The 26,536-nt window shown below is 34.7% G+C and carries 32 protein-coding genes; 18 read left to right on the forward strand and 14 right to left on the reverse strand.

Annotated features, from left to right (window positions below; genetic code table 11):
* Positions 1–205 precede the first annotated feature (205 nt).
* Positions 206–964, forward strand: a complete 759-nt coding sequence (locus ACFOWM_RS00215; protein ID WP_379705342.1) for a glycosyltransferase family 2 protein — start codon at positions 206–208, stop codon at positions 962–964.
* Between the two features lie 12 nt (positions 965–976).
* The gene (locus tag ACFOWM_RS00220; protein ID WP_379705345.1) at positions 977–1,720 is read left to right on the forward strand and encodes a tyrosine-protein phosphatase; all 744 of its coding nucleotides are present in this window, start codon (positions 977–979) and stop codon (positions 1,718–1,720) included.
* An 88-nt stretch (positions 1,721–1,808) separates the two neighbouring features.
* Here ACFOWM_RS00220 and ACFOWM_RS00225 read toward each other — a convergent pair whose 3' ends face one another.
* Positions 1,809–2,006, reverse strand: coding sequence for a hypothetical protein (locus ACFOWM_RS00225; RefSeq protein WP_379705348.1), 198 nt, complete (start codon positions 2,004–2,006; stop codon positions 1,809–1,811).
* Positions 2,007–2,281: 275 nt separating this feature from the next.
* On the opposite strand from ACFOWM_RS00225, the gene ACFOWM_RS00230 reads away from it, so the two are divergent.
* Genes ACFOWM_RS00230 through ACFOWM_RS00240 form a run of 3 tightly spaced genes read left to right on the forward strand, consistent with a single transcriptional unit; the run spans position 2,282 to position 5,441 of the window.
* Positions 2,282–4,105 carry a hypothetical protein gene (locus tag ACFOWM_RS00230; protein WP_379705351.1) on the forward strand — a complete coding sequence of 608 codons (1,824 nt, stop codon included), beginning with the start codon at positions 2,282–2,284 and terminating at the stop codon, positions 4,103–4,105.
* An 8-nt stretch (positions 4,106–4,113) separates the two neighbouring features.
* Entirely contained in the window at positions 4,114–4,572 is a 459-nt protein-coding gene (locus ACFOWM_RS00235) for a DUF4268 domain-containing protein (protein WP_379705354.1), read from the forward strand.
* Between the two features lie 20 nt (positions 4,573–4,592).
* Positions 4,593–5,441 (forward strand): dienelactone hydrolase family protein, encoded by an 849-nt coding sequence (locus tag ACFOWM_RS00240; RefSeq protein WP_379705357.1) that lies wholly within the window; start codon positions 4,593–4,595, stop codon positions 5,439–5,441.
* 50 nt (positions 5,442–5,491) lie between these two features.
* Here the strand turns inward: ACFOWM_RS00240 and ACFOWM_RS00245 are convergent, their stop codons facing one another.
* From ACFOWM_RS00245 to ACFOWM_RS00290, 10 genes are all read right to left on the reverse strand, one after another.
* Positions 5,492–5,893, reverse strand: a complete 402-nt coding sequence (locus ACFOWM_RS00245) for a hypothetical protein (RefSeq protein ID WP_379705360.1) — start codon at positions 5,891–5,893, stop codon at positions 5,492–5,494.
* Positions 5,894–6,219: 326 nt separating this feature from the next.
* Entirely contained in the window at positions 6,220–6,813 is a 594-nt protein-coding gene (hisIE, locus tag ACFOWM_RS00250) for a bifunctional phosphoribosyl-AMP cyclohydrolase/phosphoribosyl-ATP diphosphatase HisIE (RefSeq protein ID WP_379705363.1), read from the reverse strand.
* On the reverse strand, positions 6,810–7,562 hold the full coding sequence (gene hisF, locus ACFOWM_RS00255) for an imidazole glycerol phosphate synthase subunit HisF (RefSeq protein WP_379705365.1): 753 nt from the start codon (positions 7,560–7,562) through the stop codon (positions 6,810–6,812). Before hisF ends, hisIE begins: the two co-directional genes overlap by 4 nt.
* A complete protein-coding gene (gene hisA, locus ACFOWM_RS00260) occupies positions 7,556–8,269 on the reverse strand; it encodes a 1-(5-phosphoribosyl)-5-[(5-phosphoribosylamino)methylideneamino]imidazole-4-carboxamide isomerase (protein WP_379705368.1) in 714 nt (237 codons plus the stop codon). Before hisA ends, hisF begins: the two co-directional genes overlap by 7 nt.
* A 10-nt stretch (positions 8,270–8,279) precedes the next feature.
* Positions 8,280–8,855, reverse strand: coding sequence for an imidazole glycerol phosphate synthase subunit HisH (gene hisH / locus ACFOWM_RS00265; RefSeq protein ID WP_379705370.1), 576 nt, complete (start codon positions 8,853–8,855; stop codon positions 8,280–8,282).
* Positions 8,852–9,943 carry a bifunctional histidinol-phosphatase/imidazoleglycerol-phosphate dehydratase HisB gene (gene hisB, locus ACFOWM_RS00270; protein WP_379705373.1) on the reverse strand — a complete coding sequence of 364 codons (1,092 nt, stop codon included), beginning with the start codon at positions 9,941–9,943 and terminating at the stop codon, positions 8,852–8,854. The genes hisH and hisB overlap by 4 nt, the downstream gene beginning before the upstream one ends.
* A 4-nt stretch (positions 9,944–9,947) precedes the next feature.
* Complete coding sequence (gene hisC, locus ACFOWM_RS00275; protein ID WP_379705376.1) at positions 9,948–10,982, reverse strand: histidinol-phosphate transaminase; 1,035 nt, start codon at positions 10,980–10,982, stop codon at positions 9,948–9,950.
* Positions 10,982–12,265 carry a histidinol dehydrogenase gene (gene hisD / locus ACFOWM_RS00280; RefSeq protein ID WP_379705379.1) on the reverse strand — a complete coding sequence of 428 codons (1,284 nt, stop codon included), beginning with the start codon at positions 12,263–12,265 and terminating at the stop codon, positions 10,982–10,984. The genes hisC and hisD overlap by 1 nt, the downstream gene beginning before the upstream one ends.
* A gap of 1 nt (position 12,266) precedes the next feature.
* Positions 12,267–13,124, reverse strand: coding sequence for an ATP phosphoribosyltransferase (gene hisG / locus ACFOWM_RS00285; RefSeq protein ID WP_379705381.1), 858 nt, complete (start codon positions 13,122–13,124; stop codon positions 12,267–12,269).
* Between the two features lie 211 nt (positions 13,125–13,335).
* The gene (locus ACFOWM_RS00290; RefSeq protein WP_379705384.1) at positions 13,336–14,094 is read right to left on the reverse strand and encodes an HNH endonuclease; all 759 of its coding nucleotides are present in this window, start codon (positions 14,092–14,094) and stop codon (positions 13,336–13,338) included.
* A gap of 507 nt (positions 14,095–14,601) precedes the next feature.
* On the opposite strand from ACFOWM_RS00290, the gene prfB reads away from it, so the two are divergent.
* From prfB to ACFOWM_RS00345, 11 genes are all read left to right on the forward strand, one after another.
* Positions 14,602–15,694 (forward strand): peptide chain release factor 2 gene (gene prfB / locus ACFOWM_RS00295; RefSeq protein WP_379705387.1). Its coding sequence is split into 2 segments (ribosomal slippage): positions 14,602–14,661 and positions 14,663–15,694, totalling 1,092 coding nucleotides; the frame shifts between segments, so codons are not numbered across the junction.
* A gap of 38 nt (positions 15,695–15,732) precedes the next feature.
* A complete protein-coding gene (gene pruA, locus ACFOWM_RS00300; RefSeq protein WP_379705390.1) occupies positions 15,733–17,367 on the forward strand; it encodes an L-glutamate gamma-semialdehyde dehydrogenase in 1,635 nt (544 codons plus the stop codon).
* A 63-nt stretch (positions 17,368–17,430) separates the two neighbouring features.
* On the forward strand, positions 17,431–18,039 hold the full coding sequence (locus ACFOWM_RS00305) for a hypothetical protein (RefSeq protein WP_379705393.1): 609 nt from the start codon (positions 17,431–17,433) through the stop codon (positions 18,037–18,039).
* A gap of 33 nt (positions 18,040–18,072) precedes the next feature.
* Positions 18,073–18,717 (forward strand): hypothetical protein, encoded by a 645-nt coding sequence (locus ACFOWM_RS00310; RefSeq protein ID WP_379705396.1) that lies wholly within the window; start codon positions 18,073–18,075, stop codon positions 18,715–18,717.
* On the forward strand, positions 18,710–19,018 hold the full coding sequence (locus ACFOWM_RS00315) for a hypothetical protein (protein WP_379705399.1): 309 nt from the start codon (positions 18,710–18,712) through the stop codon (positions 19,016–19,018). Before ACFOWM_RS00310 ends, ACFOWM_RS00315 begins: the two co-directional genes overlap by 8 nt.
* 185 nt (positions 19,019–19,203) lie before the next feature.
* Entirely contained in the window at positions 19,204–19,509 is a 306-nt protein-coding gene (locus ACFOWM_RS00320) for a helix-turn-helix domain-containing protein (RefSeq protein ID WP_379705402.1), read from the forward strand.
* A 3-nt stretch (positions 19,510–19,512) separates the two neighbouring features.
* Positions 19,513–20,817, forward strand: a complete 1,305-nt coding sequence (locus tag ACFOWM_RS00325) for a type II toxin-antitoxin system HipA family toxin (protein WP_379705405.1) — start codon at positions 19,513–19,515, stop codon at positions 20,815–20,817.
* Between the two features lie 56 nt (positions 20,818–20,873).
* Positions 20,874–21,383, forward strand: coding sequence for a bifunctional pyr operon transcriptional regulator/uracil phosphoribosyltransferase PyrR (gene pyrR, locus ACFOWM_RS00330; protein ID WP_379705408.1), 510 nt, complete (start codon positions 20,874–20,876; stop codon positions 21,381–21,383).
* Positions 21,384–21,451: 68 nt separating this feature from the next.
* Positions 21,452–22,378, forward strand: a complete 927-nt coding sequence (locus tag ACFOWM_RS00335) for an aspartate carbamoyltransferase catalytic subunit (protein WP_379705411.1) — start codon at positions 21,452–21,454, stop codon at positions 22,376–22,378.
* Positions 22,379–22,380: 2 nt separating this feature from the next.
* The gene (coaD, locus tag ACFOWM_RS00340; RefSeq protein ID WP_379705414.1) at positions 22,381–22,887 is read left to right on the forward strand and encodes a pantetheine-phosphate adenylyltransferase; all 507 of its coding nucleotides are present in this window, start codon (positions 22,381–22,383) and stop codon (positions 22,885–22,887) included.
* Complete coding sequence (locus ACFOWM_RS00345; RefSeq protein WP_379705417.1) at positions 22,877–23,320, forward strand: hotdog fold thioesterase; 444 nt, start codon at positions 22,877–22,879, stop codon at positions 23,318–23,320. The genes coaD and ACFOWM_RS00345 overlap by 11 nt, the downstream gene beginning before the upstream one ends.
* Positions 23,321–23,323: 3 nt before the next feature.
* Here the strand turns inward: ACFOWM_RS00345 and ACFOWM_RS00350 are convergent, their stop codons facing one another.
* Positions 23,324–23,953 (reverse strand): NUDIX hydrolase, encoded by a 630-nt coding sequence (locus ACFOWM_RS00350; protein WP_379705420.1) that lies wholly within the window; start codon positions 23,951–23,953, stop codon positions 23,324–23,326.
* A gap of 86 nt (positions 23,954–24,039) precedes the next feature.
* Between ACFOWM_RS00350 and pyrE the strand changes: the two genes are divergently transcribed.
* Both pyrE and ACFOWM_RS00360 read left to right on the forward strand, forming a co-directional pair.
* Positions 24,040–24,672 carry an orotate phosphoribosyltransferase gene (gene pyrE, locus ACFOWM_RS00355; protein ID WP_379705423.1) on the forward strand — a complete coding sequence of 211 codons (633 nt, stop codon included), beginning with the start codon at positions 24,040–24,042 and terminating at the stop codon, positions 24,670–24,672.
* A gap of 44 nt (positions 24,673–24,716) precedes the next feature.
* The gene (locus ACFOWM_RS00360) at positions 24,717–25,079 is read left to right on the forward strand and encodes a heavy-metal-associated domain-containing protein (RefSeq protein ID WP_379705427.1); all 363 of its coding nucleotides are present in this window, start codon (positions 24,717–24,719) and stop codon (positions 25,077–25,079) included.
* Positions 25,080–25,148: 69 nt separating this feature from the next.
* On the opposite strand, the gene ACFOWM_RS00365 is transcribed toward ACFOWM_RS00360, so the two are convergent.
* The gene (locus ACFOWM_RS00365) at positions 25,149–25,676 is read right to left on the reverse strand and encodes a hypothetical protein (protein WP_379705430.1); all 528 of its coding nucleotides are present in this window, start codon (positions 25,674–25,676) and stop codon (positions 25,149–25,151) included.
* Between the two features lie 225 nt (positions 25,677–25,901).
* On the reverse strand, positions 25,902–26,366 hold the full coding sequence (locus ACFOWM_RS00370) for an LEA type 2 family protein (protein ID WP_379705433.1): 465 nt from the start codon (positions 26,364–26,366) through the stop codon (positions 25,902–25,904).
* Between the last annotated feature and the right edge of the window lie 170 nt (positions 26,367–26,536).

A 26,536-nucleotide genomic window follows, 5' to 3' on the forward strand; every position in this document is an offset into this window, starting at 1 on the left:
TACAGCAAAAGTAATGAAAGTTCTTTATACTATTATTTGTTGTAACTATATGAATATTAAGTAGTTAATAAATATTTTTTTGTGGGTGCTTTTTATTTTCATATTAATAAATAATAAACAAGTTATTTAAACGTTGGTACTATGACATTATACAATTATTTTTGGGCACTCCATAACCCTTAATGAAGATTAAATGTATTTAACCATGCGGATCTCATTAATAACAGTAACATACAACTCAGCTAAATATTTACAACACTGTATAGAGTCAGTGTTAGGACAAACTTATCCGGATATTGAGCATATTATTATTGATGGGAAATCGCAAGATGGTACGGTTGAAATCATAAAACAATACGAGTCAAAAATTGCCCATTGGATTTCTGAGCCTGATAGGGGTATGTATGATGCCATTAATAAGGGTATTGCATTGGCTACTGGAGAGGTAGTGGGTATATTAAATAGTGATGATATGTTGGCATCGCCAGATGCTATTGCTCATATAGTTTCCACATTTAAAGAACAACAAGTAGATAGTTTGTATGCCGACTTAGTATATGTAGAGCAAGAAGATACCAATAAAGTGGTAAGGGTATGGAAAGGCAAAAAATACAGGCGTTCGCTTTTTAATATTGGTTGGATGCCTGGTCATCCTACCTTTTACATAAAAAAATCATTGATTGCTCAGTATGGTGGTTATGAAAATCATTACTATACAGCAGCCGATTATGAGTTTATGGCTCGTTACTTATACCAACACAAAGTATCATCTTATTATTTACCATCATTAATTGTAAAAATGAGGGTAGGTGGTGCAAGTAATAAAAATTTTAATCATCGTTTAAGGGCTAATAGAAGAGATTATTTAGCGATGAAAAGAAACAACATACCGATGCCTTTTTTGGTATCTATTATGAAACCATTGATTAAATTACATCAATACAATTACGCAGCTTTTCTTTAACAACCCACTATAATGTTATCATTTTTCAGAAAAAATGAAATACCAAACAATAACAGTTATTTTCCTATTGAATATGATATGCATGCTCATATTTTACCAGGGTTAGATGATGGATCTCCTGATGAACAAACTTCTATTACATTAATAAAAGGCTTAATGGCATTGGGTTTAAAAGGTTCTATTGCAACACCACACATCATCAGTGATTTGTATAAAAATGATGCTAATACCATAGGGAAAGCATTTACTACATTGCAACAGGCATTGCAGGTGGCGCAAATTGATTATCATTTGAGGGCAGCTGCTGAGTATATGATTGACGATGCTTTTATGGGGCAGTTACAACAAAAAATTCCTTTGCTTACTGTTTATGAAAATTGGGTATTAACGGAGTTTTCGTATTCTGAAAAGCCTATCAACATTGAGCATATTTGTTTTAGTATGATTACGGAAGGGTATCAACCTATTTTAGCACATCCTGAACGTTATGTATATTTTCATAACGATTTTAAAACCTATGATCATTTGCATGATATGGGCTTTTTATTACAAGTAAATTTATTATCACTCACTGGCTATTATGGCAAAAATGTGGCGAAAGCCGCTATGTATATTATTAAACACCAATTACACAGATTGGTTGGTACTGATTTGCACCATAATCGGCATTTAGAAGCTTTGAGTAATGCTGATAACAAGGCTTTATTTGAAAAAGTATTTCATCGTAAATTAATGAATGAAGTGTTGCAATTTTAAGTTTGCCTAAAACAGGGTGGGGAGATGGGTGATAGCAGTATCATACCACTAACCCATGCTCTCTGTAAATCATCCCTCTCTTCATGGTTTAATTAAACCATTTTCTCATCGAAGTCATGGTACGTCGTGATCTTCTCACATGCCACATATCAATAGCACCAAATTGGCGTTGATTGTTTGCATTTTTAATAGCATGTACTGCTAAAGTTTCCTTTGTTTCTTTTGTTAAATTGTCCATTTGTTCTTGTGTCAAGGGTGCTAATACACCTAGTGTGTTTTGTTTCATCTTTTTTTATTTTCGTTATATAATTTCCTTTAAAGTAAGGCTGTGCTTGCTTTCTGATAAGGAATGTTGCAAAAGGGAGTAGTATAGATTCAATTATTTGATCGTAGTATCGAATTTGCGCCGCAAAGATACAGCAGCTTAAACTATTGGCATGATAATATATTGTTAAAAGGACGTATTGCTTTACAAGAGGTAAAACACCCTTATTTGTGGAAAAATAAGCATTTGTAATCGCTATTAATGAAGTATCTTAACTACACTATTCAATATTGTTCATGGTGAAACGTTATCTTTTTTTATGGTGTAGTTGTATGGCATTGTTGCTTTGTAACGCCCTGTATGCACAGGTTACACCTAAAAATGATACTTTTTTTCTACTCAAAAAGAAAGGCTTATTAAAAAAATTAGGTAAAAGCATTTACAGGGATAATTTGCCTGAAGCACCCATTAAATCCGTAAATCCATTTATAGCTTATAATGGAAAAGTAATTAGGAGCATTCAAATAGCACCTACTGGTTTTAATAAAATTATGAAAGATAGTAGCGTAGGTGTAAGTAAAACTTTTGCAGCAAAAATGGCTGATGCTTTTCATAAGAACACTTTACCAACCGTGATTCGAAAAAATTTATTTTTTAAAGAAGGTGATAAAGTATTACCACTTTTATTTTCTGATAACGAACGTTACTTAAGGGATTTAACTTTTATAAAAGATGCATTGATTGTAGTGCAGGCAGATAGTTGCAGTAATTATGTTGATGTTTTTATTGTAACAAAAGATGTATTTTCTATTGGCGGTTCACTTAATATTAGCGGACCAACTAAAGGCAATGCTATTGTACGAGAAGATAATTTATTTGGTACCGGTAATAAGTTGGAGTATGCTAGTTTGTATGATAAAGATCGGCAAAGGCAGTATGGTTTAGGATTAGCTTATACACAACGTAACATTAACCATAGTTTTATTAATTGGAGTACAGGCTTTACCACTTTTGGTGCTGCTTTTAATAGCGGACGAAAAGAAGAACAATCATTTTATACAAGTTTTGAAAAACCATTGGTGAGCCGTTATGATGCATGGACAGCTGCTGCAGTATTTTCATATAAAACAACCGATAATAATTACTTACCCGATTCGCTTTATCAAAACAATTTTAAGTACAAATTACTTGTTACCGATGTGTGGGCTGGGTATAATATTGGCCATAAAAATCGCAAAGAAAAAGATTCTGAAAAGCGACTTCGGCATTTCGTGGCAGTGAGTACATTCTATAATAAATTTTATGAAGTACCTGCTGTATTTAAATCGCAGTATAATTATAGTTATGCAGATATAAATGGGGCTTTATTGTCATATAGCTTATACAAGCAAAACTTTTACAGAACCAATTTTATTTATGGTTTTGGTAGAAATGAAGATGTGCCTGAAGGCTTAAATGCTACTATTATTGGAGGGTATACCAACAAACAAGGCTTTAAAAGAGGGTATTATGGTATTGAGTTTGATGGTACACACTATGCACCAAATGGCTGCTTTACTGCCTACACTTTTAAAGCAGGTAGTTTTGTTAACCGCAAACAATTTGAAGATGCTGATATTGTTATTGGCATTAATAAGTTTACCCAACTGTATACTTTGAGCAAACAATGGCGTAACCGGAATTTTTTCTCCATTAACTATACACAACAATTTAATACTTTTTTAAATGCACCACTGGTATTAGCTAGTACTTATGGTTTACCTTATTTCCGCAATAATATTGATGCTGCAAGCAGACGTACAACAGTAAAATTTGAATCCGTATTTTATAATTTACAAAGTATTGCTGGTTTTAGGATAGCGCCTTTTATATTTACTGATGTGAGTTTGTTACAGCCGCAACAACAGGCATTTAAATATACCAAAGGTTATACTGCCATTGGTGGTGGTTTTAGAACTCGAAATGAAAATCTTACTTTTGGAACTGTTGAAGTAAAAGGATTTTATTTTCCGAGAATATATGAGGGTTTAAAAGGCTTTAAATTTGAAATAGGTACTAATATCCGTTTTAAATATAATAGCAGCTTTATTCGTAAGCCAGCATTTATTGCTCCCAATTAGCGTATTACATGTATACAAAAGAACAAGCATCTGCCATACGGCAAAAATTTTGGACAAAATTTGGACAGTATATGTCACCCGTACCACCTGCAGGTTTTGAAAAAGTAAACTGGGTTAATTACAAAACCGGTATTAAAGGAATATTTTTTAAAGCCGATGTTGACCAAAATACGGCTAAAGTATTTATTGAAATTAATGTAAAAGATATGATGTTGCAACATCAATATTTTGAAATTTTTGATAACTTTGCAAATCAGTTTGAAAAAATAGTAGGTGAGGGTTGGTATTGGCGTAAGCAATATCAAAAAGAAACAGGGGAGACTGTGAGTATTATTTCAATTGAACTCAAGCATGTGACCGTTTTTGATGAGCAATATTGGCCCTCTATCATCAGTTTTTTTAAACAACATTTAATGGCATTGGATCGTTTTTGGAACGATTTTAAGCCAGCGTTTGAAACCATTTAAAAAACAATAAATATATAACCATGATTAAAAATGTAACATTTGCTAGTGCATGTGCAGCAATGATGTTGTTCATTACTTCTTGCAATAGCAATGAAAGTTCAAAAGCAACTACGCCAACTGAAGCTGCACCTAAAGCAGTAACCATTAAAACAGAAAATGTTGATTACACTGGCGATGGTGTAACCATGAAGGGTTTTATCGCTTACAATGAAGCTGATACCAATTTAAAACCTGCGGTATTAATTGTACCAGAGTGGTGGGGAATTGGCGATTACACACGTGGCAGGGCTAAACAATTAGCGGAGTTAGGTTATGTAGCATTTGCGATTGATATGTATGGTGAAGGTAAAACGGCTGAAACACCTGATGAAGCAGGAAAATTGGCAACGCCTTTTTATGCACCTACTCCATTAGCACAAAACAGGTTTGATGCTGCTTTAGCAAAATTAAAAACCGTAAAAGGTGTTGATACCACTAAAATAGCTGCTATTGGTTATTGCTTTGGTGGTGCAATGGTATTAAACATGGCTCGTTTAGGCGAACCACTAAAAGGTGTAGTAAGCTTCCACGGTAACTTAGTGGGTACTGCACCAGCTGTAAAAGGTTTAATTAAAGCTGATGTATTGGTTTGTCATGGTAATGCCGATCAATTTGTACCAGCAACCGAAGTAGCTACTTTTAAAACGCAAATGGATTCTATTGGAGCTAGTTACACATTTAAAGGTTACGATAGTGCTACACATGCATTTACAAACCCAATGGCTACTGAAAAAGGTAAAAAATATGGTATTCCTATTGCTTATAATGCAGCTGCTGATACCGCATCTTTCAACGAAATGAAAGCATTTTTTGAAAAGATTTTCAAATAATATTTACTGCATTGATATAAAAAAAGCGTCCAACTTGTTGGACGCTTTTTTTATAAACTTTTTTTGGTGATGCTGGTTCGTGATGATAAAGTGGATGTTTCTATTTCTTTATTTTCTTCCACAGTTGCCATGCCTTTATCTTTTAAAGTGGGTACTACTTTATTTACCATTTTTATAAAAGCAGCTGTTTTAAATTTATTCAGTTCTTTCAAACGAAAGGCCATATAATATTCACCTTCTCTGCCTATAGGGCCAATATTATCATAGCTTATCTTTTTAATTTTATGTTGCTTTTTAAATTGAGCAATTGCCTTAAGCAAAGGTTGTTCATTTGGTACGCCACAGCATTCGCTGCTAAACATAACTACAACACGATAAGTATTACTTGTTTGCTGTGCTTTTAATTGAGTACTAAAGGTAGCTACGAGCATAAGGAGGAGAAGTTTTTTCATTTTTTTTGGAATGATGAATTATGAATGATGAATTATGAATTATGAATGTTGAATTATTGATGAGGAATTATGAATGTTGAATGATGAAAGTTGAATGATGAAAGTTGAATGATGAATGTTGAATGATGCATTTTTTTAATGGAGGGTTTAAAATTCATAGTGTTATTTTAATTTATGAATGAAACGCCTTGTTTTGTTTGAATGTACAATATATAAAACCAATATTCAAGCCAATTTTTAATGATGGTTGTTCAATTAACATTTTTACTAATTTTTTCATCTTTACACATTTGTAATTCCTTACTCATAATTTGTCATTCATCATTCTACCCCTTCATCCTTTCTTTTAACACGGCTTCAATATCTATTAACGTAAGCTTTTTCGCTTTCAATAAAATTAAAAAATGGTATAATAAATCGGCGGCTTCGTTTTTAAATAAGTTTTCATCATTGTCTTTTGCTTCAATTACCAATTCAACTGCTTCTTCTCCTACTTTTTGGGCTACTTTGTTTATGCCTCTTTTAAATAATTTGTTGGTGTATGAATTTGCATCATCACTGTCTATTCGTTGTGCAATGGTTGTTTCTAATTGGTACAAAAATCCTTGTGGTGTTTGCTCACCAAAACAACTATAAGTGCCGGTATGACAAGTGGGGCCTACAGGTGTAGCTTTTATTAACAAGGTATCATTATCACAATCGATACTGATGTTGTTTACTTTTAAAAAATTTCCAGATGTTTCGCCTTTTGTCCAGAGTTTATTTTTACTTCTACTAAAAAATGTAACAATATTTTCTGCTACTGTTTTTTGGAAAGCCGTTTCGTTCATATAGCCCAACATCAATACTTGTAAGGTAGCAACATCTTGTACAATTACAGGTATTAAGCCGTTGACTGATTTATTAAAATCGATGTTCATCGTATTGCTATTTGTTGTGTTTTTAAATAATTTTTTAAATCGGGTATAGCAATTTCAGCAAAGTGAAAAATACTAGCGGCCAAAGCTCCTGTTGCCTTAGTATGTTCAAAAACGGTTTTAAAATGTTGCATATTACCGGCACCACCAGAAGCGATTACGGGAATGTTTACTGCTTCGCTAATTGCTTTGGTAATATCTATAGCAAAGCCATTTTTAGTACCATCGTTGTTCATAGAAGTTAACAATATTTCGCCTGCGCCCAGTGCTGCTGCTTGTTTTGCCCAATCAACAGCTTTTAGTGAGGTAGGTATTTTTCCACCACTTACAAAAACCATCCATTCACCATCAACATATTTTGTATCGATGGCAACTACTACACATTGGCTACCAAATCTGTTTGCAATATAAGTAATTAAACTAGGTGTTTTAACTGCTGATGAATTGATGCTTACTTTATCGGCTCCTGCTTTAATGATTGTAACTGCATCATCAACACTATTAATGCCTCCACCAACAGTAAAAGGTATGTTGATGTGTTGGGCAATATTGGTAACGAGTTCGGCAAGGGTTTTGCGTTTTTCTATAGTGGCGGTGATATCTAAAAAAACCAATTCATCTGCACCTTCGGCAACATATTTTTGTGCCAACTCTATTGGGTCGCCAGCATCTTTGATATCTATAAAATTGATGCCTTTAACGGTTCTACCATCTTTAATATCTAAACAAGGTATAATTCTTTTTTTTAGCATAATGCTTGTAATTCTTTTAAAGTGATGTTGTTTTCGTAAATGGCTTTTCCGATTATTGCACCATTGCAGCCCAGTGTTTGCAGTAGTTTTACATCATTAATGTTTGCAACACCACCGCTAGCAATTAATTTAATATTGGTGCTGTTGATGATTTCTTTGTACAATTCATTTGAAGTGCCTTGTAACATTCCATCTTTACTAATATCAGTACAAATGCAGTAAGCAACGCCTTTTTGTTGGTAGTTTTTAATAAAGTCGACCACATCAATACTTGTGCTTTGTTGCCAACCATGTGTTGCAATTTTTCTATTTAAGCAATCAGCGCCAAGTATAATTTTTTCTGAGCCGAAGGTTAGCAACCATTCTTCAAAAAGTACAGGATTATTGGCAGCAATACTACCTCCAGTAATTTGTTGTGCACCGTTTTCAAAAGCTATGGTAATATCTTGGTTAGATTGTATACCACCACCGAAATCAATTTTGAGTGAAGTGTTGTTGGCAATATTGTATAATACTTTATGGTTAATGATGTGCTTGGCTTTAGCACCATCTAAATCAACCAAATGCAGGTATTGAATGCCATTGGCTTCAAATGCTTTGGCTACTTCTAGCGGATCTTCATTGTATATTTTTTGTGTACTGTAATCGCCTTTTGTAAGGCGTACACATTTACCGTTGATGATATCTATTGCAGGTATAATTCGCATGTATATTGTTTTATAACGCTAAAAAGTTTTTTAAAATAATGGCACCAGCATCAGCTGATTTTTCTGGATGAAACTGGGTGGCATAAAAATTATTTTTTTGTAACGCTGCACTAAATGGTACGATGTAGTCGCAAACAGCCGTGGTATTTTCGCATAAAGCTGCGTAATAACTGTGTACAAAATAGTAATCATGTATCGTATTATTGGGAATAATGCTGCTGGTTACATTACTGATGTTATTCCAGCCCATGTGTGGTACTAAGGCGGCGTTGGTAAATTTTACCACACTGCTATTGAAAATTCCCATGCATGTTGTATTGCCTTCTTCAGAAAAATTACACATTAATTGCAGGCCCAAGCAAATACCCAAAACGGGTTGTTGTAAGTTTTTAATTACTTCATCTAACCCTTTATCTACTAAATACTGCATGGCACTGTGGGCTTCACCCACACCCGGAAAAATAACTTTGTCGGCTTGTTGAATGGAGGCCACATCATCTGTAACGATGCATTTGTAGCCCAATCTGTTTACTGCGTTAGATACAGAAGTGATATTACCTGCATTGTATTTTATTATCGCTATCATAAACTACCTTTTGTACTCGGAATAGAAAAATTGTTGGTTTTACTTACAGCCATTTTAATAGCTTTTGCAAAGGCTTTAAAAATAGCTTCAATTTTATGGTGTTCGTTATCGCCTGTTGCTTGTATGTTGAGGTTGCATTTAGCATTGTCGCTGAACGATTTAAAAAAGTGCATAAACATTTCGGTAGGCATTTCTCCAATTTTTTCTCTGGTGAAAGTAGCATCCCATACGAGCCATGGTCTACCACCAAAATCAATCGCCACTTGTGCCAAGCAATCATCCATTGGTAACAAAAAACCGTAGCGTTCAATACCTTTTTTGTTGCCTAAAACTTGTAAAAATGCTTCACCTAAAGTAATGGCTACATCTTCAATAGTGTGGTGTTCATCAATGTGTAAATCGCCTTGCACCAACACGGTTAGGTCTATATTACCATGTTTGGCAATTTGCTCAAGCATGTGATCAAAAAAACCTAGTCCGGTATTAAGTGTTGATTTGCCTGCACCATCTACATTTACTGAAACAGTAATTTTAGTTTCGTTGGTATTGCGTTGTACCGTTGCTGTACGTGGGGTGGCTGATAAAAATGTGTAGATATCGCTCCATTTTTTAGAACGTAGGGCCACATTGGTAACAACATCATTACCCATATAAATAGCTTTACAGCCAAGGTTTTGCGCTAGTTGTACATCAGTAATTCTATCACCAATTACAAAAGAGTTGCTAAGGTCGTAATTACCTTTTATGTAGTGTGTAAGTAGGGCTGTACCTGGCTTACGAGTAGGTGCATTGTCAGCAGGGAATGATTTATCAATTAGCACTTCGCTGAAAATGATACCCTCATTAGCGAAAGCTTCCATCATTTTATTATGTGCTGGCCAAAATGTTGCTTCAGGAAAAGAGGCAGTGCCTAAGCCATCTTGATTAGTAACCATCACCAATTCATAAGATAATTCTTTGGCTATTTTAGCAAGGTATTGAAATACCTCTGGGTAAAAAGTAAGTTTTTCCAAACTATCTAATTGATAATCTATGGGTGGTTCAATTACCAAAGTGCCATCTCTATCAATAAATAAAACTTTTTTCATCTGTTTAGTTTTGTGTGTTATTTAATTGTTGCAAAGCTTTCATTAATGCATCATTTTCATTGGGTGCCCCCACCGTAATTCTAATACAATTGTTTACCACACTTTTTCTATTACGTGTAATCACTTGTTGTGCAACCAATTTTTCGTAAGTAGCATTAGCATCATCAAACGCTACTAAAATAAAATTAGCAGCTGATGGGTAAATTTTTTTTACAATCGGTAATGTGCCTAATGCAACAATTAATTTTTCTTTCTCGTTTAAAATAGTTTGTATTTCAACATTTGTTTGTTGATTATTTTGTAATGCTACTAATGCCGCCTCTTGGTTTAAAGCGCTGATGTTGTAGGGTGGTTTTACTTTATTATAATAGCTTATTATATCACTGCTGCCATAAGCAATACCAACTCTTGCCGCTGCTAAACCTCGGGCTTTGCTGAAAGTTTGCGATACAATAAGGTTTGGATATTGTTGTATTAAATTAATAAATGATGGGGCATCACTAAAATCAATATAAGCTTCATCAACCACTACCATTGCATTAAAGTGTTGCAATAATTTTTCGATGTTATTAATGTTGTTACCTGTTGGGTTATTAGGGGAGCAAACAAATATTAACTTAATAGCAGCATCATCTTTTAAAGGTAACACTACGTCCCAATTAATTTGAAATGCAGCATTGAGTGGTATTTTCACTAACTCAATATTATTGATGGCTGCCGATACATCATACATGCCATAAGTAGGTGTAAAAGTGAGTGCTTTATCTTTACCCGGCTCACAAAAAATGCGGAATGATAAATCAATGACTTCATCGCTACCATTGCCTAAAAATATTTCATTGGGTTGTACATTTTTTATAGCGGCCAATGCAGCTTTTAATGCTTTTTGGTGTGGATCAGGATAGCGATTGAGTGTACCAAATGGATTTTCATTGGCATCTAAAAAAATACCTTCTGTACCAGTAAATTCATCACGAGCACTTGAATAGGCTTGTAAATTTTTAATGTTGTTTCGTATAAGTTGATTGATGTTGATCATTATAAAGTGTTTAATCTTATTGTTACTGCATTTTTATGTGCAGCTAGTTGTTCTGCTGCTGCCATGGTAGCCACTGCTGGTCCAAGTAGTTGTAACCCTTCTTTACTAATTTTTTGAAACGTAATTTTTTTTACGAAGCTATCAAGCGATACGCCACTGTAATTTTTTGCGTAGCCATTGGTTGGTAAGGTATGGTTGGTACCGCTGGCATAGTCGCCCATGCTTTCGCAACTATAATTACCAATAAATACGGAGCCTGCATTGATGATATGGCTTATATAATTTTCAGCATTATCAACTGCTATAATTAAATGTTCAGGTGCGTAACGGTTGCTAAAATCAATACAATCATTAATGTTTTCTAACAAAATTACTTTGCTATTTTTTAGTGCTTGTTCAGCAATGGCTTTACGTGGTAATGTTGCTAATTGTTTTTCAATGGCAGCTAATGTTTGGTTCACTAATGAATTACTGTTGCTTAATAATATTACTTGGCTATCTGCACCATGCTCCGCTTGCGACAATAAATCAGCCGCAACAAAGTTAGCATTGGCAGTATCATCAGCTATTACTAACACTTCACTTGGTCCGGCAGGCATATCAATAGCCACACCATATTGCAACGCTTTTTGTTTGGCAGCCGTAACATATTGGTTACCGGGTCCAAATATTTTATCAACTTTTGGAAGGGTTGTAGTGCCCAAACATAAGCCAGCAATGGCTTGTATGCCACCCACCGCAAATATTTTTGTAATACCTACTAGTTGTGCGGTGTATAAAATGGCAGGGTGAATATTACCTTCTTTATCAGGAGGTGAACATAAAATAATTTCTTTACAACCAGCTATGGTAGCAGGTATACCCAACATTAGTACCGTTGAAAATAGGGGAGCAGAACCACCCGGAATATAAATGCCAACATTTTCAATAGCACTATTTGCTCTCCAACAAGTTACGCCTGGCATGGTTTCAACATATTCAATAGCTGTTTGTTGAGCTGTATGAAACGTTTCAATATTTTTTTTAGCCGTAGCAATGGCTGTTTTTAATTCATCACTAACGAGGTTGGCTGCTTCAGCAATGGTTTTAGCACTTACTTGAAAATTATCAATAGTTACTTTATCAAAATTTGCAGTGTATTGTTGAATAGCTGCATCACCATTTTGTAGCACATCATTAAACACATTATCTACTATTTTAGATAAATCTGCTGTTGCCACTTGTGGCCTTGAAATAAGGCTGCTCCATTGTGCTTGTGTAGGTTTATTATAAGTTGTTATCATATTATGCAATCATTTTTTCGATAGGAATTACTAAAATACCTTGTGCCCCCAATGCTTTTAATTGGTCAATTACCGTCCAAAATTCATCTTCTTTTACTACAGAGTGTATACTACTCCAACCAGTTTCGGCAAGGGGTAAAATGGTGGGTGATTTCATGCCAGGTAACATATCGCTTATGGCTTTTATAGCTGTATTGGGTGCATTGAGTAGTATATATTTATTAGTGTTTGCCGCATTTACAGATTTTATTCTGAATAACAGTTTATCTAATATTTGTTGTTGTACCTCAGGTAAATTTTTGTTAGCAATTAACACGGCACTACTATTTTTTACTACCGCTACTTCTTTTAAACCGTTCATTAAAAGGGTACTACCAGTGCTTACAATATCGAAAATACCATCAGCTAAACCAATGCCTGGTGCAATTTCAACGCTACCACCAATGGCTTCAATTTCAACTTCAATTTGTTGTTCATCAAAAAATTGTTGTAATATTTTAGGATAGCTTGTTGCTATTTTCTTTTTGTTGAAGTAGGTAATATCAGTATACACTTCATCTTTAGGAATGGCTAATGACATTTTGCAACCTGCAAAGCCAAGGTTTTCAATTACGGCAACATTTTTATCTTTTTCCCACACTTCATTTTCACCCAATATTCCAATATGTGCAACGCCTTGCTCCACATATTGCGGAATATCATCATCTCTTAAAAACAACACTTCAATAGGGAAGTTTGCTGCGGCAGTTTTTAATTTTCTGTCGCCATTTGATAATTTAATACCACATTCTTTCAATAACTCTAATGATTTTTCACTGAGTCGGCCACTTTTCTGTACTGCAATTTTTAATATACTCATGCTTTTTTGTTTGTGCCTGAGTAAAGCGGAGTAGGTATAAAACAAAACCCCGTCTGTTACTCAGACGGGGTTTTAATATTTGACATTTACATACATCAATACTACCTAGCCTGAGGGCAATTATGCATATGATGATGATGTAAATTTAAGATGCTCATTTCTTTTGTTTGTAAAGCAAAAGTAGAAGTGAAAACATTAACTACCAAATAAATTATTTAGCAGCCTTGATATCGCCCCAATTTTCGCCTCTTTTAATACGATATAGTTGTGTATCAGTAATGTTAAACTGTTGTGCTAATACTTTTACCGCAACTTTTTCTTTCAGTAATTTTTTAATTTGACTTACTTTTTCAGCCGTTAATTTGGTAGCAGTATTATTTTCTCTGCGTTTTAGTTTACGTTCTTTTTTCTCTTTAATAACTACAGGGCTGTGTTGTTGATGGGCTATATTTTCTTCGATAGTCATCCATTTTAAATTATCAGCCTTGTTGTTTTGTTTGTTATGGTCTAAATGCGCTACTACTACCTGTTTTGCAGTAGGCTTTTTAAGAAAATGTGCAGCTACTAAACGGTGAATTAAAATTTGATAGTTTACTGTACGTTCTTTAAAGTTGGCTTTGTATTTATTACTTATTTTTTGTTTTAAAGCGGCTAAAGCATCTGTAGCTTCTTTAATAGTTTTTTTAGGCTCTTTTGCTGCTTCCATGCTGCTTATTTTTTTGGCTAGTTTGGCAGCTTGTTTTTCTAAAGCATCTAATTGTTGTTGCGTTTTTTCATCTCTTGGTGTAAACAATTTTAAACGTAAAATTTTGTAACCATTTACGTTTGAACCATTGATAATGTTACCATCAGAAATTTGGTTGAAAGTGCGTACTCTACCTAGGTTTGAAACTTCAATACGACTTTTGTTCGTGTAGTTAACATCGAATTTTACTACTTTCCATTGCTCACCCGATAAATTTTTTGCCATGTTTTTTGCTATAAATTGAATAATTATGTTAGGCATTCATAGAGCAGGAGTTTTTTTTAAATAGATGAAATCAACAATTTAAATGCTACATCATTCTATTTTATTGAACATTTATAATGTTCAATAAAATAAAGTTAACAAAAATTAACATTGTTTTAATAAATATTCATTTTTTTTCAAAAAACTATATTTTCTTCAAAGGCTTATGGTAGTGGCATTGTAGCTAATTTTCACAAATATTATTTCCACCTTATGTATTGCCGAAGTGGTGTTTTTCATCGTTTTAATAGTTTTAAAAGTTGGGGGCAGTGGGCATTTTAGCAGTAATGCGCCTTTGTTGCGGCTATACGTTACAAGTACGGCACATTGCTTTTGCACAAGCCTTCACCGGGCTTTACACTGCTATCCGCCTGCTTTTCATCAGTTGCACTTATATCAACATTAAACAGTTGCTACTTGAATTTTTTAATATGACAACTGCTCTTATTATTTCCTTAATTTTGCGGCATGACAATAGAGCAAATTAAAGATATGAAAGACCGTGGGTTGGTCTTGAGGAGGTTTCTTTGACGTCGAGAACCGAGAATCAAAAGTTTTAAACGACCGTCAACTTTCTTTATCGCCTGGTTTTTGGGATGATAATGACAGGGCCACTGCCATATTAAAAGACATCAAACTCAATGAGTATTGGATTAATATGTACCATGCAGTTATTACGGCTATTGATGATTTCACCATTTTATTTGAATTTTGGAAAGAAGGCGAAGCATCCGAAGAGGAAGTTCGGCAAGCCTATGATGTGGCTATACAAGCCATTGAAGATGCTGAATTTAAAAGTACCTTAAACGACCCTGCTGATGCTTTAACTGCTGTAATGCAAATTAATAGCGGCGCTGGCGGTACCGAAAGTCAAGATTGGGCCGAAATACTAGCTCGTATGTACCGCATGTATGGCGAAAAGCAAGGGTGGACGGTTACCGAACTCGATTGGCAATGGGGCGATGGTGCCGGCATCAAAACATGTACACTTCAGTTTGATGGTAATTTTCCATTTGGCTTTTTAAAGGCTGAAAGTGGCGTACACCGATTGGTGCGTATATCGCCTTTTGATAGTAATGCAAGGCGACATACATCGTTTGCCAGTGTGTTTGTATATCCTTTGGTAGATGATACTATTACCATTGAAATTAACCCTGCCGATGTGAAAATGGAAACATCACGAAGTGGGGGTGCCGGCGGTCAAAATGTAAATAAGGTAGAAACCAAGGTACAACTCACCCACATACCAACAGGCATTGTGGTTGTTTGTCAGCAAGATAGGAGCCAGTTAGGCAACCGAGAATTGGCTATGCAAATGCTCAAAAGTAGGTTGTACGAAATTGAGTTACAGAAACGCAATGAATTAAAAGATGCTACCAATAGTAAGAAAAAGAAAATTGAATGGGGTAGCCAAATTCGCTCTTATGTATTTCACCCTTATAAAATGATTAAAGACCATCGTACAGATTATGAAGTAGGTAACGTAGGCCCTGTAATGGATGGTGCGTTAGATGGTTTTATAAAAGCCTATTTAATGAGCGATAAAGAAACCACTAGTTAGCAATTAAACCCTAATTTTAAATTACTAAAATATAAAGTATGCAATACGGCGATTTTTACTATCCATTACCATTTAACGAGCCTGTGCTTCAATATGGTAAAGGATCAAAAGAAAAGTTGGCATTAAAAGCCGCTTTAAAAGAATTGAAAAAACAAAAAGTTGATGTGCCTATGTACATTGGCGGCGAAGAAGTTCGTACGGGTAAAACCCTCGATATTCGTCCACCACATGAACACAAACATTTGCTTGGTAAGTTTCATACAGGCGATGCTAGTCATGTAAAAAAAGCCATTGCAGCTGCCTTAAAAGCAAGAGAGCAATGGGCCAATATGAGTTGGGAAAACAGGGCCAACATCTTTTTAAAAGCGGCTGATTTATTGGCTACTAAATACCGTCCTTACATTAATGGTACTACTATGTTAGGACAAAGTAAAAATGCCTACCAAGCAGAAATTGATAGCGCCTGTGAATTGATTGATTTTTTACGATTTAACGTACACTTTTTAAGTGAAATTTATAGGCAACAACCCATTAGTGGACCGGGTATGTACAACCGTGTAGAGTACCGTCCGTTAGAAGGTTTTGTATTTGCATTAACCCCTTTCAACTTTACGGCTATTGGTGGTAACCTACCTACAAGTGCTGCTATGTGTGGTAATGTAGTAGTTTGGAAATGTGCCAACACCCAAGTATACAGTGCACAAATGTTTATGAAAGTATTGAAAGAAGCAGGCTTGCCTGATGGGGTTATTAACTTAGTTTATATTGATGGCCCAACTATTGGTGATGTTATTTTTAAACATCCTGATTTTGCTGGTTTACATTTTACAGGTAGTACTGGTGTGTTTAATAAGATGTGGGAAACCATCGGAAAAAATATACCAACTTATAAAACATACCCACGTATTGTTGGAGAAACGGGTGGTAAAGATTTTGTGATTGCACATCGTTCTGCTAATGTTGATGAGGTTGTTACGGCTTTAGCAAGAGGTGCATTTGAATACCAAGGGCAAAAATGTTCTGCTGCTTCTAGGGCATACATTCCATCAAACATGGCGGCTGAGGTAAAACAAAAATTGGTGGCTATGATAAAAACCATGAAAATGGGTACGGTAGAAAATTTTACCAATTTTATTAATGCTGTAATTGATGAAAAGAGTTTTGATAAATTAGAATCATACATAAAAGCGGCTAAGAAAAAAGACAGTGGCGCTAAAATATGGGTAGGTGGTAAATGCGATAAATCACAAGGTTATTTTATTGAGCCTACGGTTATTGAAGCAACCGATCCTTATTATGTAACCATGTGTGAAGAGTTGTTTGGTCCGGTGTTAACTATTTTTGTTTATGATGAAAACAAGTATGAAGAAACCTTGAAACTGGTGGATAGTACTTCATCATACGCCTTAACAGGTGCGGTGTTGGCGCAAGATAGGTATGCCGTAGAAGTAGCTGTAAACCGTTTGCGCAACAGTGCAGGCAATTTTTATATTAACGATAAGCCTACTGGTGCCGTGGTTGGTCAACAACCATTTGGTGGTGCTAGGGCCAGTGGCACTAACGATAAAGCAGGTTCGCAGTTGAACTTATATCGTTGGTTAAGTGCACGTACCATTAAAGAAACTTTTGTACCGCCGGTTGATTACCGATATACATTTATGGAAGAAGCATAAAACCTTTTATAACCCTATAAAGTTTTAGTTTTATAGGGTTATTTTTTTATTTTAACTGTGACTATGAGATTTTTTTTTGCATTTTTATCATTATTTGTTTCCGTAGCTGTTGATGCTCAAGAGGGTTATTGTATAACATTTAATAAAACAGATATCCCCACTGGTGTTTATTACAGTCCAAGTGTAAAATTTGTTTACAATGATTCATTTTCATTTTTGTATTATTACAATTTAAATAACGATTACTTGAAGGACTCTACATTGTATTCTAGTAAATTAATTCATCATGCAGTTTTTACTAATAAACACAAAATGAAAATATACTATGAGAGTACTACTATTGGACTCCCAATTATTATTAGTGATACTATTATCCCGAGTGCATGGAAGAAAATAAATGGAACAAGGAATATTTTAGGTTACGAATGTTTTGGTGTTAAATCTAAAAATAAGAATATTGAAATTTGGTATGCTGAAAAACTTGGAAATGGAGTAGGCTTTATGTTTAAAAATTATAATCTTGGTCAACCTATGGAGATGTTTGATTATAAAAATGGTATTCACTACATAGCAACCAAGATAGAAAGGGGAGTGTTTGGTTTTAAATTGCCTGAAGAAAAAATTGTTACAACCAAGCAGTTTCGAAAGTTAAGGTTTAAATCTCCTTTTTGAATTGATTATCAATAGACTTCTTATTGTACATATATGAAAACATTTTTTGTAATTATATTTTTGATTATTTCATTAAGTGTAAAGTCGCAGCAAGGTTATGCCATAACTTTTAAAAGAGCTGAGTTGACAACTAATATTATCAGTAAGAATAAATTTAAATTTGTCTACAATGATTCATTTGCATTTCAATATTACTACCAAGGAAATGATCCATTAAAAAAGCAACATCTTTATTCAAAAAAGTTGATACATCACTCCATTTTTATAAACAGGACTTCTTTTTTAACTTATAATGAAGTTGATGCCAATATAAAATTATTAATAGTTGATACCATAAAACCATCAACGTGGATGCCTACAACTACTACAAAAAACATTTTGGGCTATACTTGTAAAGGTGCTTTGCAAGTGTCGCCCACAAATGACAGTACGCTCATTTGGTATACTGATGCACTTGGTACGGGAGTAGGTTTTTTATGTTTACATTTTAATTTAGGTCAACCACTTGAAGTATATGACCAAAGAACCAATCGTTATTTTTTAGCAACTACTATTGAGAAAGGCAATTACCAATTTAATTTACCCAAAGCACCAATATACAGCGTTGCAGCATACCAACAACTAACCCAGCAACTGCTTAACAAACCTTCAACTTTATCAATCAGATTTTATGATTAGTAGCTACCTACAACAACTCACTCAATTACTCAACCAAATACCTAGGCGCTACACTACAGACAATTTGAAGGAAATGTATGGCTTAATTGATGCCTACGATACCATTTTACTTGAGTTAGAAGCTGATACTACTTATGAAACATTGGTGGCTGATTATTTTGATACACTAGATACCATTAGAGCTGCTACCAAAAAATCTACTGATAACAAAGCATCTAAAAAGCAAAAAGATGATTATTTTGATGCCGCTGCTACAACTTTCAAAAATAGTGTTACTGATTTAATGGCTATTGTGCAGTAACTACGTCATATTTTACATCATTATACCTGTTATTACATTTAATGTTGGTTATTTTAAACAATTAATAAATATAAATTTGTTGGTTTTATTCATCATTATGATATTATTTATTATTTAATGATGGAAATATTAATCATTTAATATAATTTATTTTTATTTTGTAACTTTATACCAAATTAATTGGTATGGATATCAGTACAACTAGTGATACGGCACTTATGCAGCAAATTGGTTTGTTTGTGCAACAAGTACGCATACAACAACAACAAACACAGGCAACTATAGCGCAAGCGGCAGGGGTAAATAGGTCAACCCTTGTTAAGCTTGAAAATGGTGGTGGTGCTAATTTGTTGAGCTTTATTCAAATATTACGGGCCCTACATCAACTTCATGTATTATCAAATTTCACACAAACGGAGCCGATAATTAGTCCGATCGCAATGGCCAAATTACAACTAAAGCAACGTAAAAGAGTACGTACAACATCTTAGTAAATGAATACAGCCGCACAAATAAAAATATTTAATCAATTAGCAGGAGCTGTATTGTTTGATGAAGCCAAAGGCTTGGGATTTGTGGAATTTGAACCTTCTTTTTTACAAAAGGGTTTGGATATTGCACCGCTGAAAATGCCGATAGCCAAAGCTCGACAAACCATTTTTTCTTTTCCTGAGTTAGCTCAAAATAGTACATTTAAAGGCATGCCCGGCTTGTTGGCGGATGTGCTGCCTGATAAATATGGCAATGCTTTAATTAATACTTGGTTGGCTAAAAATGGTAGACCAACAGGCAGTCTAAACCCGGTTGAAACCCTTTGTTTTATAGGTAAACGGGGTATGGGTGCTTTAGAATTTTTGCCTGTTACGCCTAAAACACCCAACAACAGTACGGTATTGCATATTGATATGTTGGTACAAATTGCCCAGCATATTTTGGCTGATCGGCAACATTTTAATGAATCGTTGGGTGTACATTATGAAAAAGCCCTTAGTGAAATTTTAAAAATAGGTACCAGTGCTGGCGGTGCTAGGGCCAAAGCTATTATTGCTTATAACCCTTTAACCAAAGAGGTGAAGAGCGGACAAACCAACGCTCCTGAAGGGTTTAGTCATTGGTTAATAAAGTTTGATGGTGTTACTGATGCTCAATTTGGTGCAAGTGCTGGTTACGGCAGGGTTGAAATGGCGTATTATAAAATGGCGTTAGATGCTGGTATTGATATGATGCCTAGTATGTTGTTAGAAGAAAATGATCGGGCACATTTTATGACCCGTCGTTTTGATAGACCCACCGCTAATACCAAACTGCATGTACAAACATTTTGTGCCATGCAACACTACGATTTTAATGAGGTAGGTATGTATAGTTATGAGCAATTGTTTGAAACCATGCGTACGCTACAACTGCCTTACCCGCAGCAGGAGCAACTGTTTAGGCGTATGGTGTTTAATGCCATTGCACGTAACTGCGATGATCATACCAAAAATGTGGCATTTGTAATGAACCAACAGGGGGAGTGGGCATTATCGCCAGCTTATGATATTTGTCATGCTTACCGCCCCGGTAGTGCTTGGGTAAGTCAACAATCCATGAGTATTAATGGCAAACGTGATGGGTTTACGAACCACGATTTTTTGACGGTTGCACAAAATATGAATATAAAAAAGGCACCTGCCATTATACAACAAATAACCAATGTGGTGCAACAATGGAACGATTATGCTGATGAACAAAAAGTACCTGCAACTTTGAGAGATGCTATTAAAAGCAGTTTACTTTATAAATGTTTATTATTTTAGTTACTTTGTACACAAACCAATTTGTATCAATAATATTGCTATAGCAAAATAACAACATGCAATTATTACTAACGGCACCACAGCTACAATTAATTATAAAAAGGTTGGCGCAAGAGCTTATCGAAAACGATGAACCCTTGGCAAATACCATTTTTATAGGGTTGCAGCCGAGGGGTATTTATATTAGCGAAAAAATTGTGGAGCAGGTGCAATTGTTGTGTCCAACACAACCAATTCAATACGGCGTATTGGATATTACATTTTATAGAGATGATGTACGTACTGCTATACATATGCCTAATACAACAAATATTCCTTTTAACATTGAAGGCAAAAAAGTGATTTTGATTGATGATGTTTTGTATACGGGGCGTACCATTAGAGCCGCTTTAGATGCTTTGCAAGATTTTGGTAGGCCACAAAAAGTAGCTTTGTGTGTATTGGTAAACAGGCGTTTTGATAGAGAATTACCTATACAACCAGATTATTGCGGTAAAGTAATTGATGGTGCATTTGAACAAAAAGTGAAAGTGGTAAAAGAAACAGGCGAAGTGGTTATTTATTAAAATTAGCCCACTCATTTATTTTTTGAATTCTTGATAATTTATATTTTTTACTTTAGCTTCGCTGCTTAATGCAACTATCCACTAAACATTTAATAGGCATTAAAGAACTTTCTAAGGAAGATATTTCCCTCATTTTAACCACCGCCACTCAATTTAAAGAAGTATTACAACGTCCTGTAAAAAAAGTACCATCGCTCAGAGATGTTACCATTGTAAACTTGTTTTATGAAAATAGCACCCGTACCAGAATTTCATTTGAGTTAGCACAAAAAAGGCTAGGGGCAGATACTATTAACTTCAGTGCATCGGCATCATCTGTTTCAAAAGGAGAAACCTTGTTAGATACCGTACATAATATTTTGAGCATGAAGGTGGATATGGTGGTCATGCGCCATCAAGCTAGTGGCGCTGCCCACTTTTTATCACAACATTTGCCTAATACAGCTATTGTAAATGCTGGTGATGGCACCAATGAGCACCCCACACAAGCTTTGTTAGATGCCTTTTCCATACAAGAAAAACTAGGTACGTTGCAAGGTAAAAAAATTGTGCTGGTGGGTGATATTATGCACAGCAGGGTAGCTTTGAGTAATATTTATTTATTAAAAAAAATGGGTGCTGATGTTATGGTGGCTGGTCCGCCTACTCTCATACCAAAATATATTGAGCAAGCATTGGGCGTACAAGTTTGTTATAATTTACAAGAAGCCCTCCAATGGTGCGATGTAGCCAATGTGTTGCGTATACAATTAGAGCGACAAAAAAAGGTACTTTTTTCAACCTTACGTGAGTATAATTTAAGTTACGGTGTTACACAAAAAGTGTTGAATAGTCTTCAAAAAGAAATTGTGATTATGCACCCTGGCCCCATTAATAGGGGTGTTGAAATAAACAGTGATGTTGCTGATGGGCCATATTCTATCATATTAAATCAAGTAGAAAACGGCGTAGCGGTACGTATGGCTGCGTTGTATCTATTAGCATCGCCTCAATAATTATGAAATCAAAAAAAGCACCTATGCGTATTTGTTTATTTCCGGGCACATTTGATCCGGTAACTTTGGGGCATACAGATATTATTAATAGGGCATTGCCGTTATTTGACAAAGTAGTGATAGGCATTGGTAGAAACATCAATAAAGTGCCTATGTATAGTGAGGAGCAACGTTTACAATGGTTAAGAGAAATTTATGCAGATAATAATAAAGTAGAGGCCATAGTGTATGAAGGATTAACGGTTGATTGTTGTAAAGAAATTGGTGCCGATTTTATTTTACGTGGTATACGTTATGTTAATGATTTTGAGTATGAAAAAGCCATTGCAGATATGAATCGCAGTTTGGCTGTAAATATTGAAACGGTGTTTTTAACCTGTTTGCCTCAATTTACCTCAGTAGCATCAACCTTGGTGAGAGATGTATTGCGTAATGGCGGTGATGTAGCTAATTTTTTACCTAAAGCGGTAAACAAAACAATTAAAAAGAATATCAAACGTGGCAAGTAATTCTATTTGGTTTAATAAAGATTTACAGTTGGCCGATCTTCATATTACAGGTAATACACTTGGCACCCATTTAGATATGCAATGGGAAGAAGTAGGCCCTGATTATTTAAAAATGAGTATGCCAGTTGATGAGCGTACCAAGCAACCTTATGGTTTGTTGCATGGTGGAGCTAGTTGTGCATTGGCCGAAACGGTGGGGAGTGTTGCTTCATATTTGGTATTAGACCCCTCTAAATACATTTGTGTAGGTTTAGAAATTAATGCCAATCATTTACGCAGCGTACGAGAGGGCCGGGTGGTTGCTACCGCCACAAAAGTACATTTAGGAGCCACTACGCATGTTTGGGATATTAAAATACACGATGCTCAAGGAAAATTGGCTTGCATTAGCAGATTAACGGTGGCAATATTAGCCAATAAAAGAGGCATATAGTTTTTAAGGCGTATCAAAAAATACCGACATAATTTCTTTAATATTTTTATAGGTATTAGCCATGGGTTGTTTGATGTTTTTAGTGGCTATCCATTTCACTTCACTGATATCTTCTTCAGTTTGTGGGGTTGTTTTTTGGTGTGATGTTGTGGTAAAATAATACCAATGACTTATTTTAACAATCGTTTGGTTACGTTCTTCATAAATATGATAGGTTTCACCAATTTTTCGTTTTAATTGAAGGTTTTTTACGCCGGTTTCTTCTTCTACTTCTCTAGCTGCTGCTATGGTTAGGCTTTCGCCGCTTTCAACTTTCCCTTTCGGTAAATCCCATTTGTTACGCCTATAAATAAACAATACTTCTTTGCTTTCGTTAAGTACAATACCACCTGCGGCTTCAATAGTGGTAAATGCTTTAAAAAATTGTTGTTGTAGCTGCGGCACATCATCTGCTATTATAATAATGGCAGTAGTAGTATTGTTTTTTATATCATCATAATAAGATAATCCGTCAATTGTTGCTACATTTTTTATAACCTTTACTGATTTTTTTTCAGACAAAGTTTTCAATTCATCCGTCAATTTATTGGTTAAGTAGATGGGTTTATCATCAACAAAAATTTTAATCAGCATTGGTATAATTTTGAAATGTAAAATTAATTGATTGATGGTACAATCTTTAATGAACACATTATCTTTGTTTAAATAATGATACATATATGACATCTGCTGCTGAAGCTATTGCTGAAAAATTGTTGCAAATAAATGCTGTAAAACTGAATATTGAGTACCCTTACACTTGGGCTAGTGGCTGGAAAAGTCCAATTTATTGTGATAACAGGCGTGCCTTGGGTTACCCTTACGTAAGAGATTTTATTAAAAGTGAATTGTGTGCAGTTATTTTTGAGCAATTTGCTGGTGCTGAAGCCATAGCAGGTGTTGCAACTGCTGGTATTTCATGGGGAGCAATGGCTGCTGATCAACTAAAATTACCTTTTATGTATGTTCGTCCGAAGCCAAAAGAGCATGGCATGGGCAATCAAATTGAGGGAATGTATGAAAAAGGACAAACAGTTGTAGTAGTGGAAGACCTTATTTCAACCGGAAAAAGCAGCTTAGAAGTATGTAAAGTATTGCAAAAAGAGGGGTTGATTATAGAAGGAATGGTATCTATTTTTAACTATGGTTTTCCTCAAGCAAGCGAAGCTTTTGCTGAAGCAGGCATTAAATTATATTCATTAAGCAATTACGAATCGTTGATTGCCCATGCTCAAGCCAAGGGTACTTTAACCGATGAGCAATTAAAATCATTGTTAAATTGGAGAGAGCAACCAGCTACTTGGGGTAAATAAAGTAGTTTTAACGCACATTAATTAATTACTTAAATACAGAAATTATGAAATTGATTGGAATGGCATTCTTAGCAATATTTGCGTTTAAAATGAATGTACAAGCGCAGACAAAAGTGAATGATAAAGCCATCATAAGTACACCAACGGTCATAAATGATGCTTGTAAAGACAGGGTAGAGAAAGCACTTTTTAAACAATATGGTATTATTTCGTACAAGGTAGATGTAAAAAAACGAACCACCACAGTTGCCTGGATAACCGATAGAACGGATATAGAACAAATAAAAACCATGATTGCAAACGCAGGTTTTGATGCTGGAGATGTAGCTGCCGACCCAGATGTTTACAAAAAATTACCTCCAATTTGTAAGCCTGCTCCTGTTACAGCAACGCCTCCCAAACCATAATATAATAGCTAATAAAAAGTGCTTACATGTAAAATTGTAAGCACTTTTTATTTTATTTATTTATTCGAATTATTCATCAGAAGGAAATGTTTGAGTGTTACCTTGTGCTAGCGCAACGTGGTTTCCAAAATTTGTTAAAGACCCAAATTTTTCAATCACCCAATTTGTTGGGGCAAATATCATGGTGTTGTAACCATCTGTCCTAACCAACCAACCCCATACTCCATTACTAGGAAACATTGCATCATAACCTGCTTGGGTTTTTGGATACACTGAATTCCAATTTGTACCACTTACAATATATTCTACACCGCCACATGGAACATCGTAAAAAACATCGTATACAAAATTATAACTAGTTATTGTAGGCGAAATACTTAATGGGCTCAAGTTTGGATAATATCTCAAATTATAATTATAAGTTTGGCATTCACCACCTCCACCACCAACTGGCGGCCTTGCTTCAGATAGCTTGTTTTTGTAGGTGTAAGCTTGGCTACTTTCGGTAACAAAATTTTCATTTTTTTCTTTTTTGCAAGAAAATAGGATAGTTGAAAGACAAAAAAATACGGCTGTTAAATTAAAAATTCGTTTCATAAGTATGTTTATTACATGAATGTTGAAATAATACATAGTTCAACGCTATGTCCTACCTTACATAATTTGAACGCTGTTGTCGGAATTAATTGACGTTTGTAAATATTATCCTAAACGGACAACATACTTCGTATTCTTTAAACAGTTTGATTTCGTAATTTTTGTATAACGGGTATAAAGGGAGAAGTACGTATTAATAATTACAAGTCTAATTTAATAATTTTTTTAATTAAACACTGAAAAATTTTGCTTTGATGTATAATCTACCGGAAAACTTTTATATATACCTGCCTTTCCCACTTTTACAGTACCTACCAATCTGATGGCTACTTCTTTGTTAAAAAGGCTTGTGATGCCATTTTTTAAAAGGTTTTTTAAGTCTAAATCAACTTTGAGCGGTATGGTAAAATTGTCTCTTTTTGGGATAGCAATTTGAATATCTTGACTCGAGTGACCTAAAAATGTACTGTCTACATAAATATCAAGGTCGGTTCTATTGAGCTGTAAACCAAAATTATTAGGGTTGTAATACACCAAATTTACCTTGAGTGCAGCACCTGCAAATGACAATTGGTCAACAGTAAGCCCATTATATTCCTTAAAAACCAACTCCTTTGGTTGCTGACAAGATGACGAAAACAAAACCATTATCAACATTACAACGATGGTAGAAGTGAAGCCTTTTTTCATTACATCATAAATTTAATTCAATTTACAAAAATAAGGTGAGGGGAGCAATTCTTATTTTTACTTTCATTTAAAATTCAACTAAATAAATGAGTAAATAAACAATATCTTACATTTTACTTTATATAATTTTATAGCTAATTTTTGTAGTTGTAAAAATATTATATAAATAT

The sequence above is a fragment of the Ferruginibacter yonginensis genome (assembly GCF_042651465.1).
GTDB classification, from domain to species: Bacteria; Bacteroidota; Bacteroidia; order Chitinophagales; family Chitinophagaceae; genus Ferruginibacter; species Ferruginibacter yonginensis.